Annotated in this window: 18 protein-coding genes, 1 tRNA gene and 1 pseudogene; 11 read left to right on the top strand and 9 right to left on the bottom strand. The window is 67.0% G+C overall.

Translation table 11 applies throughout. The features are described 5' to 3' along the window. Window positions 1–57 precede the first annotated feature (57 nt). The 6 genes from OCS65_RS12920 to aceE all read right to left on the bottom strand — a co-directional run bounded on the left by OCS65_RS12920 (window position 58) and on the right by aceE (window position 8,495). On the bottom strand, window positions 58–1,491 hold the full coding sequence (locus tag OCS65_RS12920) for an acyl-CoA carboxylase subunit beta (protein WP_006947656.1): 1,434 nt from the start codon (window positions 1,489–1,491) through the stop codon (window positions 58–60). A 99-nt stretch (window positions 1,492–1,590) separates the two neighbouring features. Next, entirely contained in the window at window positions 1,591–2,838 is a 1,248-nt protein-coding gene (locus OCS65_RS12925) for a KasA/KasB family beta-ketoacyl-ACP synthase (protein WP_006947657.1), read from the bottom strand. 8 nt (window positions 2,839–2,846) lie between these two features. Further along, complete coding sequence (gene acpM, locus OCS65_RS12930) at window positions 2,847–3,125, bottom strand: meromycolate extension acyl carrier protein AcpM (protein WP_006947659.1); 279 nt, start codon at window positions 3,123–3,125, stop codon at window positions 2,847–2,849. Window positions 3,126–3,240: 115 nt separating this feature from the next. Beyond that, complete coding sequence (locus OCS65_RS12935; protein WP_029544298.1) at window positions 3,241–4,158, bottom strand: ACP S-malonyltransferase; 918 nt, start codon at window positions 4,156–4,158, stop codon at window positions 3,241–3,243. 128 nt (window positions 4,159–4,286) lie between these two features. Next, on the bottom strand, window positions 4,287–5,600 hold the full coding sequence (locus OCS65_RS12940; RefSeq protein ID WP_006947663.1) for a PucR family transcriptional regulator: 1,314 nt from the start codon (window positions 5,598–5,600) through the stop codon (window positions 4,287–4,289). Window positions 5,601–5,642: 42 nt separating this feature from the next. Further along, window positions 5,643–8,495, bottom strand: a complete 2,853-nt coding sequence (aceE, locus tag OCS65_RS12945) for a pyruvate dehydrogenase (acetyl-transferring), homodimeric type (protein WP_043800888.1) — start codon at window positions 8,493–8,495, stop codon at window positions 5,643–5,645. A 356-nt stretch (window positions 8,496–8,851) separates the two neighbouring features. Between aceE and OCS65_RS12950 the strand changes: the two genes are divergently transcribed. The 3 genes from OCS65_RS12950 to OCS65_RS12960 all read left to right on the top strand — a co-directional run bounded on the left by OCS65_RS12950 (window position 8,852) and on the right by OCS65_RS12960 (window position 9,894). Further along, a complete protein-coding gene (locus OCS65_RS12950; protein WP_006947669.1) occupies window positions 8,852–9,274 on the top strand; it encodes a DUF3052 domain-containing protein in 423 nt (140 codons plus the stop codon). Window positions 9,275–9,320: 46 nt separating this feature from the next. Next, window positions 9,321–9,785 (top strand): peroxiredoxin, encoded by a 465-nt coding sequence (locus OCS65_RS12955; RefSeq protein WP_006947670.1) that lies wholly within the window; start codon window positions 9,321–9,323, stop codon window positions 9,783–9,785. Between the two features lie 34 nt (window positions 9,786–9,819). Beyond that, window positions 9,820–9,894 (top strand) — tRNA-Val (locus tag OCS65_RS12960). A 50-nt stretch (window positions 9,895–9,944) separates the two neighbouring features. On the opposite strand, the pseudogene OCS65_RS12965 reads toward OCS65_RS12960, so the two are convergent. Both OCS65_RS12965 and OCS65_RS12970 read right to left on the bottom strand, forming a co-directional pair. Next, a pseudogene (locus OCS65_RS12965) lies at window positions 9,945–11,060 on the bottom strand (tyrosine-type recombinase/integrase); the annotation flags it as partial. Continuing rightward, entirely contained in the window at window positions 11,047–11,631 is a 585-nt protein-coding gene (locus OCS65_RS12970; RefSeq protein ID WP_263510300.1) for a helix-turn-helix domain-containing protein, read from the bottom strand. The gene OCS65_RS12970 and the pseudogene OCS65_RS12965, both read right to left, overlap by 14 nt. 345 nt (window positions 11,632–11,976) lie before the next feature. Here OCS65_RS12970 and OCS65_RS12975 point away from each other — a divergent pair, with 345 nt between their 5' ends. The 6 genes from OCS65_RS12975 (at window position 11,977) to OCS65_RS13000 (ending at window position 16,931) form a co-directional block, all read left to right on the top strand. Then, on the top strand, window positions 11,977–12,342 hold the full coding sequence (locus tag OCS65_RS12975) for a hypothetical protein (RefSeq protein ID WP_263510301.1): 366 nt from the start codon (window positions 11,977–11,979) through the stop codon (window positions 12,340–12,342). A gap of 152 nt (window positions 12,343–12,494) precedes the next feature. After that, complete coding sequence (locus OCS65_RS12980) at window positions 12,495–12,854, top strand: hypothetical protein (protein ID WP_263510303.1); 360 nt, start codon at window positions 12,495–12,497, stop codon at window positions 12,852–12,854. Between the two features lie 243 nt (window positions 12,855–13,097). Then, window positions 13,098–13,289, top strand: a complete 192-nt coding sequence (locus OCS65_RS12985) for a DNA-binding protein (RefSeq protein ID WP_263510304.1) — start codon at window positions 13,098–13,100, stop codon at window positions 13,287–13,289. 10 nt (window positions 13,290–13,299) lie between these two features. After that, window positions 13,300–13,425, top strand: coding sequence for a hypothetical protein (locus OCS65_RS12990; RefSeq protein ID WP_263510305.1), 126 nt, complete (start codon window positions 13,300–13,302; stop codon window positions 13,423–13,425). Between the two features lie 398 nt (window positions 13,426–13,823). Continuing rightward, window positions 13,824–15,848: a hypothetical protein gene (locus tag OCS65_RS12995; protein ID WP_263510306.1), complete on the top strand. Its 2,025-nt coding sequence runs from the start codon at window positions 13,824–13,826 to the stop codon at window positions 15,846–15,848. Window positions 15,849–16,274: 426 nt separating this feature from the next. Next, window positions 16,275–16,931, top strand: a complete 657-nt coding sequence (locus tag OCS65_RS13000) for a hypothetical protein (protein WP_263510307.1) — start codon at window positions 16,275–16,277, stop codon at window positions 16,929–16,931. Here the strand turns inward: OCS65_RS13000 and OCS65_RS29945 are convergent. Continuing rightward, the gene (locus OCS65_RS29945) at window positions 16,853–17,188 is read right to left on the bottom strand and encodes a hypothetical protein (protein ID WP_420833242.1); all 336 of its coding nucleotides are present in this window, start codon (window positions 17,186–17,188) and stop codon (window positions 16,853–16,855) included. The two genes, OCS65_RS13000 and OCS65_RS29945, sit on opposite strands and share 79 nt — an antisense overlap. Window positions 17,189–17,796: 608 nt before the next feature. Here OCS65_RS29945 and OCS65_RS13005 point away from each other — a divergent pair. Further along, window positions 17,797–18,063, top strand: coding sequence for a hypothetical protein (locus tag OCS65_RS13005; RefSeq protein WP_263510309.1), 267 nt, complete (start codon window positions 17,797–17,799; stop codon window positions 18,061–18,063). Between the two features lie 22 nt (window positions 18,064–18,085). After that, on the top strand, window positions 18,086–19,144 hold the full coding sequence (locus OCS65_RS13010) for a hypothetical protein (RefSeq protein ID WP_263510310.1): 1,059 nt from the start codon (window positions 18,086–18,088) through the stop codon (window positions 19,142–19,144). Window positions 19,145–19,837 lie beyond the last annotated feature (693 nt).

Raw genomic sequence — 19,837 nt, forward strand, 5'->3', positions numbered from 1 at the left:
CGGTGCGTCCTTTGGGCTGCTGGGGCAACCCGAAAGACGCACCGGCGGCGCAGCCGCCTACAGCGGGATGTTCTTGTGGCGGCCGCGGCGCGCGGGAGCCGCGGCCAGCGCCTGGGCGAGGGTGCTGCGGGTCGTCGCCGGGTCGATCAGTTCGTCGACGACGCCGATCGACATCGCCCGGCCCACGCCGCCGGCGATGGCCTCGTGCTCGGCGGCGAGACGGTCGTGCAGTGCCTCCCGCTCCTCCTCCGGCGCCGCGGCCAGGGCCCGCTTGTGCAGGATGCCCACCGCCGCCTTGGCGCCCATCACGGCGACCTCGGCGTCCGGCCAGGCGAACACGGCGGTCGCGCCCAGTGCCCGCGAGTTCATCGCGATGTAGGCGCCGCCGTAGATCTTCCGGGTCACCAGCGTCACGCGGGGCACCTCGCACTCGGCGAATGCGTGCAGCAGCTTGGCTCCGCGACGGACCACGCCCTCCCACTCCTGGCTCACGCCGGGCAGGTAGCCGGGCACGTCGACGATGACGACGAGGGGAACGCCGAAGGCGTTGCACAGGCGCACGAAACGCGCGGACTTCTCCGCGCTGACGGAGTCCAGGCAGCCGCCGAGACGCAGCGGATTGTTCGCGATGACGCCGACCGTGCGTCCGCCGAGCCGGCCGAAGCCGGTGACGACGCTCCGGGCCCATCCGGCCTGCAGTTCCTCGAAGGTGGACTCGCCCTCGACGTTGTCGAGCAGCTCGTGCACGATCGGGCGGACATCGTAGGCGCGGCGGGGGGATTCGGGCAGCAGCGCCCGCAGGTCGGTGTCGCCGCGACGGGCGGCGTCGAGGTCGAACTCGCCCTGCTCGGCGAGCATCGACACGAGGCGACGGGCCCGGTGCAGGGCGTCGTCCTCGTCGTGGGCGGCGATGTGGGCGACGCCGGACTTCTTGGTGTGGGTGTCCGGCCCACCGAGGGATTCCATGTCGACCTGCTCGCCGGTGACGCTGCGCACCACGTCGGGGCCGGTGACGAAGATGCGGGCCTCGGGCGCCATGATGACGATGTCGGTGAGTGCGGGGCCGTAGGCGGCGCCGCCCGCCGCGAAGCCGAGAACCACGGAGATCTGGGGGATCCGGCCGGAAGCGCGGACCATGGCCTCGAAGATCAGGCCGACGGCATGGAGGGAGTCGACGCCCTCCGCGAGCCGAGCGCCGCCCGAGTGCCACAGCCCGACGATCGGGACGTCCTGTTCGAGGGCCGTGTCGATGGCGTCGACGATGTGCTTGCAGCCGTCCACGCCCATGGCGCCACCCATCACGGTGGCGTCCGAGCAGTACGCGACGGTCCGGACGCCGTCGATGGAACCGATCGCGGCGAGCATGCCGGACTTGTCCCGGGGGTGCAGCAGGCTCAGGGTGCCCGCGTCGAACAGTCGCTCGAGCCTCCGGAGCGGATCGCGGGGGTCGACGGCGGCGTCGCGCGTCTGAGCAGGTTCCAGGACGGTCATCGCGTTCTCCTCGGGCAAGGCAAGAGCGGGGGATGGGCGCCGGGGGTGGGGGTCCCGTGACGAGACCCCCACCCCGACGGCGAGCGAAGTCCGGTCGGGTCAGGCCCGGCCGAACGCGAGCGCAACGTTGTGCCCACCGAAACCGAACGAGTTGTTCAGCGCGAAATCGATCCGGCCGTAACGGGCTTCGCCCTTCACGACGTCGAGATCGATCTCTGGATCCTGGTTGTCCACGTTGAGCGTGGGCGGGATGACCCCGTCCCGCAGGCTCAGGACCGTCAGGACCGCTTCGAGCGCGCCGACCGCACCGATCGAATGCCCCAGGGCTCCCTTCGGTGCATACACCGCGGCATGGTTGCCGACCGCGGAATTGATCGCCTTCGCCTCGGCGATGTCGCCGATGGGTGTGGCCGTGGCATGCGCGTTGACGAAGCCGATGTCGGACGGCGACAGGCCGGCGCCATTGATGGCCTTCGTCATGGCACGCGCCGCGCCCGTCCCCTCGGGATCGGGTGCCACGATGTGGAATCCGTCCGAGGTGATGCCCGCACCGAGCAGGCGGGCGTGGATGGTGGCGCCGCGCGCCTTGGCGTGCTCCTCGGTCTCGAGCACCATCAGCGCGCCGGCCTCGCCGAAGACGAAGCCGTCGCGGTCCTTGTCGAACGGACGCGACGCCCTGCTCGGGTCGTCGTTGCGGGTGCTCAGCGCCCGCATCATGGCGAAGCTGGCGGTGGCGACCGCGTCGAGCTGACCCTCGACGCCACCGGCGACGACGATGTCGGCATCGCCCATCGCGATCATCCGGTAGGCGTGGGCGATGGCCTCGTTGCCGGACGAGCAGGCGGACACCGGCGTCAGCACGCCGGCCTTCGCACCGAGCTCGAGGCCCACCGTCGCCGACGGGCCGTTCGGCATGACCATCTGCACGGCGAACGGGGACACCTTGCGGTAGCCGTCGTTGCGCAGCTTGTCGACGGCGTCGATGAGCGCTTCGCCGCCACCGAGACCGGTGCCGATGACGACACCGAGGCGCTCGCGGTCGACCTCCGGGCTGCCCGCGTTCTCCCACACGGTGCGGCCGAGGCCCAGCGCGAGCCGCTCGACGAAGCTCATCCGGCGGATCTCGACGCGCGAGAGGGTTTCGTCGGGGCTGGTCTTGAGCTTGCCGCCGATGCGAACCGGCAGGTCGAACTCGTCGACGAAGCCGGTCAGCGTATCGATGCCGCTCTCACCGGCGAGCAGGCCCTTCCACGTGGCATCCACGTCACCAGCGATCGATGTCGTGGCCGCGAGGCTGGTGACGACGACGTTGGGGAATGTCCCGGTGCGGGGAGAGGCGGAAGTCACGGTTGAGCTCACTCGTTGTCGTTCGTGGCCTGGACGCCCTCGGCCTCGAGCTTCTGGATGTAGGCGACGGCGTCACCGACGGTGCGGAGGCCGGCGAGGTCCTCGTCGGGGATCTTCACGCCGTACTTGTCCTCGGTCTGCACGGCGATCTCGACCATGGACAGGGAGTCGATGTCGAGGTCGTCGACGAAGGACTTCTCGACGGTCACCTCGGAGGGCTCGATGCCGGTGACCTCTTCGATGATCTCCGCGAGACCGGCGATGATTTCTTCCTGGGTGGCGGCCACGTTGTGGCTCCCTTCTTCGTTTCGTCTTGCTGATCGGACCGGGTGGCGGATTCCGCCCGGATTCCGGGTGCCCGTCGAGGGCAGGTCCCGTACTGCGCGACGCGCGCGCAGCAAACTAGCCGACGCGGAGCGATTCGGCCAGCGCTGAGATCTCCTCAGGGGTCTTGAGTGCCGTGGTCGGCGTGCCGCGCATCTCCCGCTTGGCGATGCCGACCAGGGTGCCGGCCGGGGGAAGCTCCACGACCGCCGAGACCTCGGCCGCGCGCAGGGTCGCGGTGCACAGGTCCCAGCGCACCGGTCGGGTGACCTGCGCGGCAAGCTTGGTCAGTGCGTCCGCTCCGGATGTGACAGGTGCCCCGTCGGAGTTGGACAGCAGCGTGCGGGTCGGATCGCTGGGCACGATCTTCGCCGCGGCCTCGGCGACGGCTTCCTGGGCCGGGGCCATGAATACGGTGTGGAAGGCGCCGGCGACCGGCAGGGGCCGGATCCGGGCCTTCTCCGGAGCGTTCGCCGCGAGCTCCTCGAGTGCCGTGAGGCGACCGGCGGCGACGATCTGGCCGGCCGCGTTGATGTTGGCCGGCGTCAGGTCGAGTTCGGCCAGCCGGGCGAGCACGTCCTCTTCGTTGCCGCCGAGCACGGCCGACATCCCGGTCGGCTCGATCGCGCACGCCCGGGCCATCTCGGCACCGCGGACGGCGGCGAGCATGACCGCCTCGTCCGCGCTGATGACCCCGGCGATTGCCGCGGCCGCGAGCTCGCCGACCGAATGGCCGGCGACGATCGTGTCGTCCGGGACGAGGTTGCGGGCCTCGAGTTCCTCGTAGGCCAGCAGCGCCGTCGCGACGACCAGCGGCTGGGTCACCGCCGTGTCGGTGATCTCCTCGGCCGTCGCGGTGGTGCCGAGGCGTTCGAGGTCGAGGCCCGAGGCCTTCGACCACAGCTGGATGCGATCGCGGGCGCCGGGCTGCTCCAACCAGGAGGCGAGCATGCCGGGTGTCTGGGAGCCCTGACCGGGGGCGAGCAGCGAAATCACGATGATCAGAGAACACCCTGGACAGGGCCTTGCGAGATGTCGGTAGGGATGAACTCTCGCTTGCTGTTTTGTAGGGTTCCCACAAAACAGCACGTCGGCGTCCACCATCGACGGAACGCCGCCTCCCGTTACGTGCCCGGTTCGCGCAGTGTGAAACGGGAGACTGGTGGGACTGGAGTTCGTAATTCGTTATGACTTCGAGCCAGCCTTCCCACGGTGGCGGCTATCCGCAACACGTAAGCATCACGGGGATTCGTGGGGTCGCGGCCGGTGACTTCTGTGATCCGCTTGAGCCGGTACCGGACGGTATTTGGATGAACAAACAGCTGTCGGGCACAGGTCTCGACAGCACCCCCACAGTCGAGGTATGCGTCGAGGGTGTCGGCCAGCGCCGGACCCGCCTCGGTGAGCGGAGCCACCACGTCGTCCTCGAGCGCGGCGATCGCCCCCGCGTCGCCGAGCAGCGCCCGCTCCGGCAGCAGTTCCGCCGCATGCACCGGCCGCGGCGCTCCTCGCCACCCGGCCACCGCCTCCATGCCGGCCATCGCCTCGACCGCGGACGCGTGCGCCGACGCGAGGGTGGGCGTGGTGGGACCGATCACCACCGGGTCGTCGGAAAAGCTGCGCATCAGCTCGGAGCGGAACGTCATCGCCTCGATGCTGCCGTGCAGCTCCCCGCTGACCACCATCACGAGCCGCTCGCCCTGCACCACTGCCAGCGCGGCGCGGCCGTGCTGCTGCGCGATCGAGTGCACGGTCGTCACGACCGACACACCCTCGTTCGGCGGGGGAGTGCCGATGATCACGGTGGCCGGCGCCGTCGCATCCCAGTTCAGCGTCGCGGCGCGCGAGAGCATGTCCGAACCGGTGTCGCCGCGGACCACCGCGTCGACGACCAGCGCCTCGAGGCGGGTGTCCCAGGCGCCGCGGGACTCGGCCGCGCTGGCGTAGACCGAGGCTGCGGCGAAGCCCAGTTCCCGGCCGTAGCGCAGCGTCGCCTCGGTCAGTGCGACGAGCTGTTGCTCGTTGCGCGCCAGCGCGGGCAGCCACTGCTCGAAGAACTCCATGGCGGCGCGGACCATGTCCACGGTCTGGCGCAGCGTCAGCCGGCGTGCCAGATCCTGCGGGATCACCTGGAACGCGTCCAGGCTGAACCGCAGATCACTGTCGGGGTTGCGCACCCATTCGAGGAAGTCGACGACCGCCGTCTGGATGATCAGCTGCACGTTGGATCGCTGCGACGCGTCGAGATCCGCGAAGAACGGCAACTGCTCCTGCATGGCGTGGACGGCCTCGGTGGACAGCCGCCCGGAGAACTGCTTGACCCGGCGCAGGAGCGCGTCGGGCAGGGGATCACGCTCCGGCCGCGCCGGCGGCACCGGACGCCCGGTAGGGACGCCCGGTGCCCGCCTCGGACGCGGCTCTGCGGGTTCTGCGACCATGGGACGAAACTACGCCCGTCGCCCGCGGCGGAGCGGGTCGGATCAGGCCACGCCGGGATCCGAGGTCTGCTCCGGAGCCGCCGCCACGTCGTCGATGCGGTACCGCCGGGCCGCCTCGACCGCCTGCGAGCGATCGATCGCGCCGTCCCGGCCGAGGGCGGCGAGCACCGCGACCACCGTCGACTCCGCGTCGATGTTGAAGAACCGGCGCGCGGCCGGGCGGGTGTCGGAGAACCCGAACCCGTCGGCGCCGAGCGTCGTGTAGTCGCCCGGCACCCACTGCCGGATCTGGTCCGGTACCGCGCGCATCCAGTCCGAGACCGCCACGAACGGACCGGCGGCGTCGGCGAGGACCTTGGCCACGTACGGCGTCGGAGCGTCGGCACCCGGGTCGAGCAGCGCCTGCCGCTCGCACTCGACGCCGTCACGGCGCAGCTCGCCCCACGAGGTCACCGACCACACGTCCGCGGCCACGCCCCATTCGTCGGCGAGCATTTCCTGCGCCCGCAGCGCCTCGGGCATGAGCACACCGGAGGCGAGGATCTGCGCCTTCGGCCCGGAGCCCTCGCCGCGGCGGTACAGGTAGATGCCCTTGAGCAGGCCCTCGACGTCGAGGTTCTCCGGCTCGGCCGGCTGCACGTACGGCTCGTTGTAGAGGGTGATGTAGTAGAAGATGTTCTCGCCGCCGAACCCGTCGACACCCTCCGTGCCGCCGTACATGCGGCGCAGACCGTCCTTGACGATGTGCGCGAGCTCGTAGGAGAACGCAGGATCGTACGACACCACCGCCGGGTTGGTGGACGCCAGCAGCAACGAGTGCCCGTCGGCGTGCTGCAGGCCCTCACCGGTGAGGGTGGTGCGGCCGGCCGTCGCGCCGAGCACGAAACCGCGGGCCATCTGGTCGGCCGCCGCCCACAGCCCGTCGCCGGTGCGCTGGAAGCCGAACATCGAGTAGAAGATGTACAGCGGGATCATCGGCAACCCGTGCGTGGCGTACGAGGTGCCGACGGCGGTGAACGACGCGGTGGAACCGGCCTCGTTGATGCCCTCGTGCAGGATCTGCCCGACGACGCTCTCCTTGTAGGCGAGCATCAGTTCCGCGTCGACCGATGTGTACAGCTGGCCGTTGCGGTTGTAGATCTTCAGCGACGGGAACCACGAGTCCATACCGAAGGTGCGGGCCTCGTCCGGGATGATCGGCACGATGCGCGGACCGATCTCCTTGTCGCGCAGCAGCTCCTTCATGATGCGCACCAGCGCCATGGTGGTGGCCACCTGCTGCTTGCCGGAGCCCTTGCGGATCACCTCGTAGGCCTTGTCGTCGGGCAGCGTCAGCGGGGCCTTGGCGGTGCGGCGCTCGGGCAGGAACCCGCCGAGCGCGCGCCGCCGCTCGAGCATGTACTGGATCTCCGGGGAGTCGTTGCCCGGGTGGTAGTACGGCGGCATCTTCGGGTTCGCCTCGAGCTCGGCGTCCGAGATCGGGATGCGCTGCAGGTCGCGGAAGTACTTGAGGTCCTCGAGCGTGAGCTTCTTCATCTGGTGCGTGGCGTTGCGGCCCTCGAAGTGCTTGCCGAGGGTGTACCCCTTGATCGTGTGCGCGAGGATCACCGTCGGCTGGCCCTTGTGCGCCATCGCCGCCGCGTACGCCGCGTAGATCTTGCGGTAGTCGTGGCCGCCGCGCTTGAGGTTCCAGATCTCCTGGTCGCTGAGGTTCTTGACCAGTTCCTTGGTGCGCGGGTCGCGGCCGAAGAAGTGCTCGCGGACGAAGGCGCCGTCGTTGGCCTTGTAGGTCTGGTAGTCGCCGTCCGGCGTCGCGTTCATCAGGTTGACCAGCGCACCGTCCTTGTCGGCGTGCAGCAGGGCGTCCCACTCACGACCCCACACCACCTTGATGACGTTCCAGCCGGCGCCGCGGAAGAACGATTCCAGTTCCTGGATGATCTTGCCGTTGCCGCGGACCGGACCGTCGAGGCGCTGCAGGTTGCAGTTGACCACGAACGTGAGGTTGTCCAGACCCTCGGTCGCCGCGACGTGCGCGAGACCCCGCGACTCCGGCTCGTCCATCTCGCCGTCGCCGAGGAACGCCCACACGTGCTGGTCGGAGGTGTCCTTCAGGCCGCGGTCGTTCAGGTAGTGGTTGAACCGCGCCTGGTAGATCGCGTTCATCGGGCCGAGGCCCATCGATACCGTCGGGAACTCCCAGAAGTCGGGCAGCAACCGCGGATGCGGGTAGGACGGCAGGCCGCCGCCCTGGTCGGCGTGGCTGGCCTCCTGGCGGAACCCGTCGAGCTGCTCGGCCGGGATGCGCCCCTCGAGGTAGGCGCGGGCATAGACGCCGGGAGAGGCGTGACCCTGGATGAAGATCTGGTCGCCGCCGCCGGGGTGGTCCTTGCCGCGGAAGAAGTGGTTGAAGCCCACCTCGTACAGCGCCGCGGAGGAGGCGTAGGTGGAGATGTGGCCGCCGACGCCGATGCCGGGGCGCTGCGCGCGGTGCACCATGATCGCGGCGTTCCACCGGATGAAGGCACGGTAGCGACGCTCGACCTCCTCGTCGCCGGGGAACCACGGCTCGTTCTCGGTCGGGATGGTGTTCACGTAGTCGGTCGAGGTCAGTGCCGGGATCGAGACGTGGCGCTCGCCGGCACGCTCGAGCAGGCGCAGCATCAGGTACCGGGCACGCGCAGGACCGGCGGACTCGAGCAGCCCGTCGAAGGACTCGAGCCACTCCGTGGTCTCGGCCGGGTCTATGTCCGGCAGGTAGGAGGCCACGCCCTCGCGGATGACCCGCACGCGGCCGTCGGAGGCCCCGCTGGTGTTCGGCGAGGATCCCGCTTCCGAGGCGCCTTGTGTGGCGGCGCTCGTCGAGGAATCGGGCTCGTGGATCAGGTCTGTCAACGTCTGCTCCTCATCGTGGTGGGGCGCGCAGGTGTGGCGCCCGCTCCGTAGGCCGGCTCTTGTGGGAGCCGACTCATCGACATCTGAACGAGATGCACTGCTCATCTTCCCCCATCGCGCGGTGGGAGGCATCCCCCCGGGTGTGAAGCGGCCGCGAGGCGGGTATCCGGACCGTTCGACTCCGCGCGGCAGAATCGGCGGTGCGGAGCTCCTCGCGGTAACGTCCCCGGAAGAATGTTGTGACTTTCCTTGCGATTCGGCTTGCGTTGAGCCCCCCGAGGATGTTCGCTTTGAAAAATCGCTCGTGACATCCGGTACGCGGCAGGCCCGCGGCCCAACCGAAGGAGGACACCACCGTGGTCGCCGCGGCGGACGCCCAGAACTACGTTCAGAAGCTCGGTATCACCCACGACCAGGTGGTTCAGGAACTCGGTTGGGATGAGGACACGGACGACGACCTGCGGGCCGCCGTCGAGGACACCATCGGATCGGACCTGCTCGACGAGGACTCCGACGAGGTCGTCGACGTGGTGCTCCTCTGGTGGCGCGACAGCGACGGGGACCTCGTCGACGCGCTCATGGATGCGATCGGCCCGCTCGCAGACGAGGGCGTCGTCTGGGTGCTGACCCCGAAGACCGGCCGCGCGGATCACGTCGAGCCCAGCGAGATCGCCGAATCGGCCACGACCGCCGGCCTGACCCAGACCTCGACCGCCAACCTCGGCGACTGGGTGGGCAGCCGGCTGGTGCAGCCGAAGGCCGCCCGCACCAAGCGCTGAGCGCACCGCTCAGTTCACCTCCACCGAAGTAAGGACGACCGACGCGATGGCGATCGAGGTGGGTGCCGAGGCGCCCGATTTCACACTCAAGGATCAGAACAACCAGGAAGTGACCCTGTCGAGCTTCCGCGGGCACAAGAACGTGCTGCTCGTGTTCTACCCGCTGGCGTTCACCGGGGTCTGCCAGGGCGAGCTGTGCGCCGTGCGGGACGACCTGCCGACGTACGAGAACGACGACACCGCGATCATCGCCGTCTCGGTGGGGGCCTCGCCCACGCACAAGATCTGGGCCGCCGAGCAGGGCTACACCTTCCCGCTGCTGTCCGATTTCTGGCCCCACGGCGCCGTCGCCCAGGCCTACGGCGTGTTCAACGACAAGTTCGGTTTCGCCAACCGCGGCACGTTCGTCGTGGACAAGGACGGCATCATCCGGTTCGCCGAGGAGAATCAGCCCGGCGAACCCCGTGACCAGGGCGCTTGGGTGCGAGCGCTGGCCGCGCTAAAGTCCTGAGGCACAGTCCGGCGGCGCGAGCCGTCGGATTTGCGGGCGTGTAGCTCAGTGGTAGAGCTCTGGTTTTACACACCAGCGGTCGGGGGTTCGAAACCCTCCGCGCCCACCAGGGGAGTGGCGGTGAAAGACCTGGTCAGAGGTTTCTTTTTGCGCAGCCGATCCGTTCTCTGCCCACATTTTGCCCACACTCGCCTGGGCTCGTGCCTCCGATAGAGCGCTGGCGACCGCTTCGAGGTCGTCGTCGAAGAGGTCGGCGTAGACGTCGAGAGTCATCGCAGCACTCGCGTGCCCAAGCATCCGCTGAAGCGCCTTGACGTTCACGCCGGCGGACACGGCCAGGCTTGCCGCTGTATGCCGGAGATCGTGGGGCGTGACCCGGGCGACCTCGGCGGCGGCGACGGCCTTGTCGAACCAGCCCGACTTCGTGTGTGGGCGACGAAGGTGATGGCCGTTCTCGTCCGAGAACACCAGATCGCCCGGTCCCTTGTTCTCGCACTGACGGGCCAGATAGGGCACCAGGAAGGCCGGCAGCGGCACGGTTCGGCGCTTGTGTCCCTTCGGTGTCCCGACGACGATCTCGCCGCCAACTTCTACGGCGTTCTCGTCGACGGTCGCTCGACGCTTCAAGAGATTGAGATCGCGCACTCGCATGCCGGTCGCTTCGCCCCATCGAAGGCCGGTGTAGGCGAGCATGAGCACCAATGGCTCGTAGGGTCCGGTCGCCTGGGCAAGCCGAGCCACCTCATCGTGTGAGAGATACACAGGTCGCTTCTTCGGCTTGCGCGGAAGTTTGATTCCTCGCGCAGGGTTCGAGGCGATGAGACGGTCGCGGACGGCATCGTCTAGTATCGCTGCCAAGACCTGATACGTCCGGATCACGACGGTGGCCCCAACGGGCTTTTCGCCGCCGACACCGGTGTGGAGGTCGGATACCCACTGCTGCACGGCCGTGGTACGCACGTTGCCTAAGCGCACGTCACCCCATCGGGGAGCCACTCGAAGACGCCACGCCGTCTCGACAGGGCGGCGGGAGGACGGTTTGAGGTGTGTCTGCCGAGCCAACCAGGCTTCTCCGAGGTCTCCGATCGTCGTTCTCGCGTCGGCGGGGGCGATGTACTCGCCTTTCAGCTTCGAGACCTCAACGGAAGAAGCGAAGGCCAGCGCGTCGCGCTTCGTGCGAAAACCGCGTTTGTCGGTCTGTCGATGATCCGGCGTCCGGTAGCGGACCCGGTATCGCTTCCCGGACTTCGTCGAGTAGGACTCAATCGTCGCCATCGATGTCCCCTTCTTCCGACTGCGTGGCGTCGAGGTGTTCAAGCACGGGAACGAGGTCGATCTCTATGGGCGGTGCGTTGTGTCGGACTCGAACCGTCAGTCGGACCGGACCGATGCGCGCGTTCGGTGGGAACGGTGGTGCCTCGCCGCGGTGAACTTCGGGAGTCTTGAGCCACTCAAGGGTCTGTTGAACGTCGCTAGAAGGAGGAGTCCACTCGGATTGCTCTCCAGAATCTTCGGACGCCGGACGTAGAAGATCGACCGGGTTTACGTCGAGCGCGTGGGCGAGGTTTACCAAGTCATCGACGTCGACACGCCGTTGTAGGTCGCGTATGCGGGTAAGTCCTAGTGCTGCGATCGGGCGACCCAGTTGCTTCATTCGCCGACTGACCTCGACGTATGAGAGACCTCGGGCCTGTCGGAGGCGTTCCACGTTCGCGGCAACCGTGGTGCCGACCGGCCCGGGAGCGATCCGCTGTTTCGGGGGCATAGTTTGAGTGTGACATATCAAAATAGAGTGTTCAAGAATCATATTGACGTCTCCGCTCTCTTGGTCAATCATGGAGTACATGGCTCGATTATGAGCTGGAAGACATCAAAATGATGGAGCATGAGATGGCAGACATGCGACCACTGGCGACCGATGCCGACTTCTGCGCGTTTGCTGGCATCACCAAGCAACAGAGCGCTCAACTCCGCTACCTCGGGATCGGCCCCCAGTTCATCCGGGTCACCGGCCGGCAGATTCGCTACCGCTGGCCTGATATCGAGTCTTGGTGCGAGAAACGGGCTTGTACGAGATCGGACCAACGTGGCGATCCGCTACGGGACTAACCGTTCCGAAGTTCAGTTCCGAACTCGTGCAGTAGGAATCGATGCACGTTCCGACGTCATCCACAAGTTTGAAGGAATTCCGATGACTCACAACCAGCTACGCACCTACCGTCGGCGACCAGCGCGCTATCTGTCTGACGTCCTGCCCGAGCAGCACGTCGAGCGGTTCGGACTTGCTTCCATTGCGTGGAACACTCCCGATCTCGACCTGACGGAGGTTGCGCACCAGGTCCAACTCGAACTGCACACATCTTCGGGCGAAGAGCCGGCACCGGCATTCGCGATGGAGGCTGCCATCGCTGTCGATCTCGCCGTCTCGCTTCTGGAAACGGTCGTGGCTTCTCCTGAGCTTCTCGAGACGTTCTGCGAGGACGATCAGGGCAATCGCGCACGACTCCCGGAGGGATTACGGGCTCTCGCGGCGTTGTTCGACGCTCGCGGCGACTAGAAGCTGTGATGTCTGCCAGTACGCGGCGCGGGGGTACGTCGTCTTGCGAACCGTGCGAAACAGGGGCATTGAGCTTCGATTCGGCACGTCTGCGGGCTCGCATGTCAAGCACCGCGGCCTTTGCTGTCGGCGTGTGACCAACAGGGGGAAGCATGAAAGACGACAACCGCTCCAACGCTCATTCATACCCGTCTCTCAGTCCCAAGGGGCTCACGGTCAGTACGGATCGTTTCGTCGACCACACCGAGGCGTCTCCGATCGTGTGGTGGGGAGACGGAATCGAGACTGACGTGCAGTTGAACCTGCGCTTCGTTGCTGGCCCGGACCTGACAATTTTCCTCACCTATTGGGATGCGCGAGACCTGGCAGAAGCACTCTGGAAGGTTGCCGCTGCGGTCCGTGGAACTGTCGAGTTCGTTGAAGAGCACGAAGAACTGGCCATCGAGATGGTGGCTCCAGATGCCGATGTCGCTCAGGAACAAGATGGCGTCGACCCTGGCTCTCTCTACTGATCGAGACCTTATGCCTAGAGGTGCCAGCCATGTCTCGGCGTCAGCCGATCCGGGTCGTAGAGAACCGAGTTGTCTCCATGCGTTGACTGGCCGTTCGTCAGCCCGAGGTGACTCAAGTGATCGATTCCGCTCGCGGTCACTCTCATTTGGTCCGTCTCCCGCATTAAGAGACGAGAGGGACACCCTCGTCCCGCTCGGCGACGGTCGCCATCGACCGATCAGGGATTCACGATGAGCAGTGGGATGAGTGATTTGATGTCGCGGCGGAGGTTCGCCCAGTGGATGGGCATCTCGTTGGCCGGGGAGGTCAGGGGACGGACCGGCGGCGGAGAGTGGCCGCCCCATGTGCGGATCGGGCACAAGGTCTACTACCGCCGCGAAGCGGTGGAGCGGTGGCTTCGGGAGCAGGAGCAGGCCGGTGGTCGCCGTGTCTAACTTGCGGGCGATGTTCCCGAACATCGACGAGGAGGCGTACCAGGCGGCGAAGGAGCTGGTCGACCGCGCTCCCGAACTCAGCCAGGAACAGCTCGCCTCGATCCAGGCCGCCTTCGCGAGAGGCGATCGGCGGTGAACTCCGGAAAGAAGATCTGCCCCGCTGAGGACGAGGCGGATCGGATGGTCAGCCGGACCACCACCGATCCTACCGTCACCGTTCATGTTCGCCCGAGGGAACATGTCGGGCCTGAAGGATGTGACGTGAGTTCCCCGGTCCAGGAAGGAAAATCGTCGAATTGCGAGCGTCTTCGGCTCAGGTTCGATGACGTTCTCGAGACCCTCGGGGGAAGAGACGACGAGTTCACCGGTGTGTGCCATAGGCCCATTGGTGGCCGGTTCACGTCGGCTGTGGTCCAGTCGGCCCGTGCGGGCGCTGTGGTGAACTCCCTGCCCGCCGAGGCCGACGTCTGGTTCTCGATCAATCCGACGACCGGGCCGGTCCGCGACGGTGGCAGGAGGGGCAGTGAACGAGACGTGACTCGCTGGGCCGCGCTGTATCTCGATGTGGATGTCAAGGAGGGGGCGTTCCAGGGTCTTGGCAAGGCTCAGGAGTTCATCGATCGAGTGTCGGAGCTGATCGGTACCCGGCCGTCGGTGGTGATTCACTCCGGGCACGGTCTGCAGCCGCTGTGGGCGATCGAGGATGGCCGACTGGACACTCCGGATGCTCGGGATCGGGCGTGCCAGCTCAGTCGCCGGTTTGGTCGCTTCGCCGCGAACGTCGCCGAGAAGTACTCGGCCTCCCTGGATTCGGTGTCGGACCTGGCCCGAATACTGCGGGTCCCCGGCACGACGAACTGGAAGGACACGGACCACCCCGTCGGGGCATACGCCGAGCGGGACATCGGTGGTCCGCTGAGCGTCGAGCGGATCGAGGAGTTCCTCGACGAGTGGTGCCCGCGCATCGACTCGGACACGCCGGCCCTCGGTGAGATGGTCAGTTCGCCGTCGGACTGGAAGTTCGGGTCGGGCACGTGTGCCTACGTGGCGAAGATGGTGACCGGCTGGAGGGCCGACCGACCGAGGAATGGTCGGCATCAGTGGCTGATGGACCGCTGTGTCCGGCTGGAAGCGGCCCACCGGCTCGGGTGCATCACCGAGGCTGATCGTGACGCGGCACTGTTCTCCGTCGAGGAGGCGCTACGCCACTGGTGCCAGGTGCTCGACCCGCCTCGGGTGGTGCAGCCCGACGAGGTGGGTGGCGGGTTCCGGTGGGCGGTGCAGCGGGTGTCGACGATGACCGACACCGAGGTGCGCGACCAGCTCGGTGGTCACCGGGACGACGACGAGGAGAGCGACGAGGTCCTGTTCGAGGAGTTCTGGAACAGCCGCCCGTATCTGTCCACGATTCGGCAGTTCGCCTACGCTCGCATGACCTCGCCGTGGGGAGTGCTCGGTGTGGTGTTCTGCCGGGCGCTGACCACGATCCCGCCCAATGTGGTGCTGCCGCCGTTGATCGGTAGCCCCGGGTCGGTGAACCTCTTGCTCGCCCTGGTTGCCCCGTCCGGGTACGGGAAGGGATCGTGCGAGGGTGTGGCCGAGGAGGTGCTGCCCGTCGAGATCCATGCTGCGCCTGCTGGCTCCGGTGAGGGCCTGGCACACCAGTACGCCCACATCTCCAGGCGGACGCTGGAGCGGGACCGCACGGCGGTGATGTTCACCATCCCGGAGGTGGACACGCTCACCGCCCTAGCCGGCCGCCAGGGGTCGACCATCATGTCGCGGCTCCGCAGTGCGTTCTCGGGGGAGGAGATAGGCTTCAGCTACGCCGATCCGTCCAAGCGCCTGTTGATCGGCAAGCACAATTACCGGCTCACCATGGTCGTTGGTGTGCAGCCCGAGAAGGCCGGTCCGCTCATCGACGACGCCCCCGGAGGCACGCCGCAGCGGTTCCTGTGGATGCCGGCCACCGACTCCACCATCTCGGAAGACACTCCGGAGCAACCGGCACCCCTGTCGATCCTGCCCGAACTGCTCCGGGACGATCGGCAACGGTACGTCGTCGAAGTCCCCGAGTGCGCAGTGCGGATGATCAAGACTGCGCACGTGGCTCGGCAGCGCGGTGAATCGGACGCCCTCGACGGGCACGCCCTGTTCGTCCGGGAGAAGGTCGCGTTTGCTCTGGCGGTGCTCGACGGACGCCTGAATATCGACGAGCAGGATTGGTACCTGTCCGGGATCGTGATGCGCAAGTCCGACCAGGTGCGCAACTCCGTGCTCGATGCGCTCGCCACCGTGTCGGCCAGGAAGAATGAGGCCCGCGGTCGACTGGAGGCCGAGCGGGAGTTGGTCGTCGACAAGATCAAGACGAGTGATGCCGTCCGGCGGGTAGGGCAGCGCATCATCGCTTACCTCACCGCGAACGGCCCGATGACGCGCGGGGCGGTCAGGAAGAAGCTCCCGTCGCGAGACCGGGACCATCTCGACGACGCCGTCGCGGTGCAGATCGACGCAGGCCACGTAGTCATGGGTGAGGATAAGAAGCTGTGTCTTGCGTAGGACCGACCGGGTGGACAGGGGGTGGACACGTGGACATTGTCCACCCCACCCCGTAGGAATTTCTCCTACGTGAAAGACCATTTTGTTGTTAACCAGGGGTTTTGCGGGGCGGACTTCGCGGCGATTCGCAGTCGAGGTGGACAACGTCCACCTTTGTCCACCTCCCCGCGGCCCACCGCACCCCCGAGCACCTCCGATGGTTGTCCGGATGAGGTGGGCAACCACCGTCGTCGGTGAATCACTCCGATGCCGTAAGACGACCCGCGGTTCGACGGTCCTGCGCTGTCCGCGTGCCGCTGGCCGTAGAGAAGTCCACTCCGCGGAAGATCGGCAATCGGAGAGCAAGTGCGGCGTAGTGCCGCTCAGGTGCCTGTTGAAGCAATAAGAAGTGAGGCGGAATACGCCCTGGTCGTAAGGAGCACAGTCATGTATGAGTCACAGGTCGTCGGCGACCTCGTCGACGAAGCGCTCGGGTCCGTAGCCCTGACTGAGGGCGCGCACAGTCCGCGGATCGAACCGCGCTGTCGGGTGTGCCGGGACGACTATGTCCGCGGGACGGTGAACCAGATGTTGGCTCGGGGAGCGTCGTATGCGGGCATCGTCCGGGCTCTCGCCGCGGAGGACGCCACGGCGGACGAGCAGAGAGTCACGGTCGACTCGGTCCGTCGGCACTGCGCGCGGCACTTTCCGGTGCAGCAGACGGCGGCGGCCACCTATCGGGAGGTCGTCGAACGCCGCGCCCGGGAGAACCGCATCGACTTCGCCGAGGGCGTGGCAGTCGCGCTGACGCCGATTGCGATGTTCGAGGTCGTCATGCAGAAGGCGTTCCAAAACCTTATCGACGATGGCACCACCGTGAGCGTCGAGATCGGGCTGCGGGCCGCGGAGAAGCTCCACGCCATCACACAGGAGACCTCTCCTAGCCCGGACGTTCCCGACCTGATGGTCCAGCTCCAGCGGATCACCGCGGCGGTGAAGGCGGTCGTGCCGCGGGAGATGTGGGGTCAGATTTTGCGGAAGCTGGACGAACTGGTCGACGGCTGCGCGCAGGTCGGAGAACCGCATCCCATCGACCAACTCTGAGCGGCTGGTTTCGGGGGTGCGCCTCGAACGCTGACAGGAAGGACTATTCGTTCAGCTGGATCAGGTTCCGCAGTTCCTCGGGTGTCTTCCAGCGCCGGCCGTGATGCAGCATGACATGGGCAGTTGGCGCACACCACCACCAGATCGTCGAGCGAGTTCCTCACTACGCCGGAGGCGTGCAGGGGCACGACGTGATGGATGTGGGCGTAACCCGCACCGAGAACGCCGTAGGTCCACTCGAAGTCGAAGTTGCACACCTCGCACGCCAGGTGCCCCGAGGAGAGGGTGCGTGCCTGATCTTGCGTTCGCGGCGCTTGGGGTCACGCTCCCGGGTACCAGGCGGTGGATCACTCGGCCCTCGATCGCGACAAGCTCGTCGTCGATGGGTGCGACGAGAGCGTCCGGCAGGTCCCATCACCAGGAACCGGCTTCATGTAATTCCACGGCGACCTGCTGGTAGCGGCCGGGTCAGCTAGTAGGACGGGGGTGGTGCGAAGTCATGCGGCACGTACATGCCGGCCTACAGGAGCGCGGTGCGACCTCGAGCACCTCCCGGCAAGCACGCACACGCCAGCGGGCCGCGATGCCGTCCACTCGCGCCGGTTTGTGTGTTTTGCAGTGACGTGAAGGTGGTATGCGCCCGTGTCGGGGATGAGGACAGCGTCATCGCTGTCGCACGCATCGACACAGGGGGAGTGCAAGTACTATGCCCACGCCGACGACCTGTTTGTGCCCGAGGACGTTGACTCAAGAGATTCGCGCCGTCGTGCGGCTTGTCCGTATCCGGGAGCGCCTTCTCGCTACACGTCGTGCCTGCACGGCGGACCGTCACGACCAGCGCCGACTGGGCGGGCGGTTGAAGTACGTGCGCGACTACCGGGAGTTCCTCGAACATGTCCTGCACGATCACGGCACCACCCCGCACCGCACCTGTCGCTCGGCCCGGGGGGCCGGGCACATCGAGGCCATCGTCAACACCGCCGCTCCGTCCCGCGCCGCGGTGCTCGAGCGATTTCTCGATGAGCGGCTGCGCCAGCGCACCTGTGCCCTCGAGCAGGTCGCGGCAGACACTGGCCACGAGTCGGTGCGGCAGTGGACCACAGTGTTCCGCGTCGACGGTGACCTGACGTGACTGGCCGCAGGGGCACGCGCGTGTGGTTCCGCGCGCCGCGGAGGCCGGCAGCGGGTGGCTCCGCGGTTCGGGTGAAGACTCCGGTGACAGCCAGGGGGTAACCATGAGCAACGGCTTCGCACCCGACCCGTCGTTTCGGCGCGGCCCCGGGCCGCGCGAACCTGATCCGGCCCCTGTGGTCGGTGGCAGCCCGCGCTGGATGGTGGGATTGGCTATCGTCGCTGGCGGTCTAGTGCTCGCCTTGTCGGTGTTCCTAGAGTGGGGCCACATCAACGACATGTACTACGACGACGGGACGCGCACCTCGGCAACCGCGTCGATGAACGGGATCGGCGATGCCATGGTCACCTTGGGTGGTCTCGATCCGGACTACGTCGGGTTCGTCGAGAGCAACGCGGCCGCTGCGCTCGAAGACGAGACCGGCAGCGCCGGTGTCTGGGCGATCTGGCTGGGATTGCTCGTCGCCGGTGCCGGCCTGACGTCCATGGGGATGCGGGTGCGGGCGGCCGCGGCGGTCACGGTGGCGGTGCTCGCGCTGATCGGCTTCGTGACCGCGCTGTCGCAGATGTTCAACGTCCGGGGCGCGGTCTTCGACAACAACGTGGACTGGTCGCAGGGCGAGTTCTCCGCTGGCTTCGGTCTCGTCCTGGCCTGTGCGCTGACCCTGGTGCTGCTGGGGCTGGCGGTCACCGCGTTCGTGCTCGAGCGCCTGGCCCGCGCAGCGGTGTCCGCTCCGGTCTCTGCGCGGCCGACGGAGCCGATACCGTCGCCGGGTACCGACCCGATACCGCCGAGGCGGCCCTCCCCGCCGGTGGCGGGTCCGTCCCGGGCTCCCGGCATGCCGGCGACGTTCGGTGTGCGTGCGGCGGCGTTCGTGCTCGACTGGGTGCTGATCGGTGTGGTCGTGTTCGTCGTGCTCGCGATGTGGACGGTGCTTAACTCCGCGTTGCTGCAGAGCGAGACCGCGCGCGTGGTGTGGTTCGCCGGTATTGGTGTGCTCGCGTGGGCGACGCCGGTGCTCTACTTCGCCCTGACTGAGGCGCGCACCGGCCGGACTGCAGGTCATGGCCACCCTCCGTAACACCGTCATCGGGTGGTTCCGTCTCGCCGGGCACACCAACATCGCCGCCGCGCTACGGCATCACGGCCGAGACCCACATCGTCCCGTCGACCTGCTCTTGAGCATTTGACGTGGGATTACGCGACTTTGCCGACCCCCTGGCGAGTATGCCGCTGCGCCCGAAATGCGCGGTACTGCTGGCTTGGCGATGAGTAGCAGCCACGATTCGCTGATGCCGGACATCACAAGCCATACGCACAGCGCTGCGATCGGACTCCCGTCGTCACGATTAAGGCTCGAGAAGAGGAGCAGAAAAAAGACGGTTCCAGATACCAAGCAGCTCCCAACCACTTGGAAATAGTCGAGCGGGCGGAAGGCACTCCGGGACCTCTCGCCCCAGGTGAACGCAAATAGTCCAAGGAATCCCAGAATCAGGAACAGTCCGACGGAACCCGCAATCTGCGCTCCTAGCCACCATCGGTGGGCGGGAGGTATCAGTGCGATGAGGCTTACGAATAGGGGAGCGGCGAGCTCGCTAACTGCAAAGAACGCGGCGTATGTCCGAAGGGGGCTGTTCTTCCAGCCGTCTCGACTGACCTGGAGGGCGACGGTGAGCAGCGCGAATATTGCGCCCGCAACTGTCGCCGTGACAACAAAAAACGTAACCCATCCAGTTGTGGGGTCCGGGAAGGTCATGGGGCGAATCTACCGTGC

This window comes from Rhodococcus aetherivorans (assembly GCF_025722975.1).
Classification (GTDB): Bacteria; Actinomycetota; Actinomycetes; order Mycobacteriales; family Mycobacteriaceae; genus Rhodococcus; species Rhodococcus aetherivorans.

Coding starts and splice junctions, on each gene's coding strand:
- OCS65_RS12920 (WP_006947656.1), bottom strand. CDS start 1,491: ATGACCGTCCTGGAACCTGCTCAGACGCGCGACGCCGCCGTCGACCCC.
- OCS65_RS12940 (WP_006947663.1), bottom strand. CDS start 5,600: ATGGTCGCAGAACCCGCAGAGCCGCGTCCGAGGCGGGCACCGGGCGTC.
- OCS65_RS12955 (WP_006947670.1), top strand. CDS start 9,321: ATGGCGATCGAGGTGGGTGCCGAGGCGCCCGATTTCACACTCAAGGAT.
- OCS65_RS12970 (WP_263510300.1), bottom strand. CDS start 11,631: ATGTACTCCATGATTGACCAAGAGAGCGGAGACGTCAATATGATTCTT.
- OCS65_RS12975 (WP_263510301.1), top strand. CDS start 11,977: ATGACTCACAACCAGCTACGCACCTACCGTCGGCGACCAGCGCGCTAT.
- OCS65_RS12980 (WP_263510303.1), top strand. CDS start 12,495: ATGAAAGACGACAACCGCTCCAACGCTCATTCATACCCGTCTCTCAGT.
- OCS65_RS12985 (WP_263510304.1), top strand. CDS start 13,098: ATGAGTGATTTGATGTCGCGGCGGAGGTTCGCCCAGTGGATGGGCATC.
- OCS65_RS12990 (WP_263510305.1), top strand. CDS start 13,300: ATGTTCCCGAACATCGACGAGGAGGCGTACCAGGCGGCGAAGGAGCTG.
- OCS65_RS13000 (WP_263510307.1), top strand. CDS start 16,275: ATGTATGAGTCACAGGTCGTCGGCGACCTCGTCGACGAAGCGCTCGGG.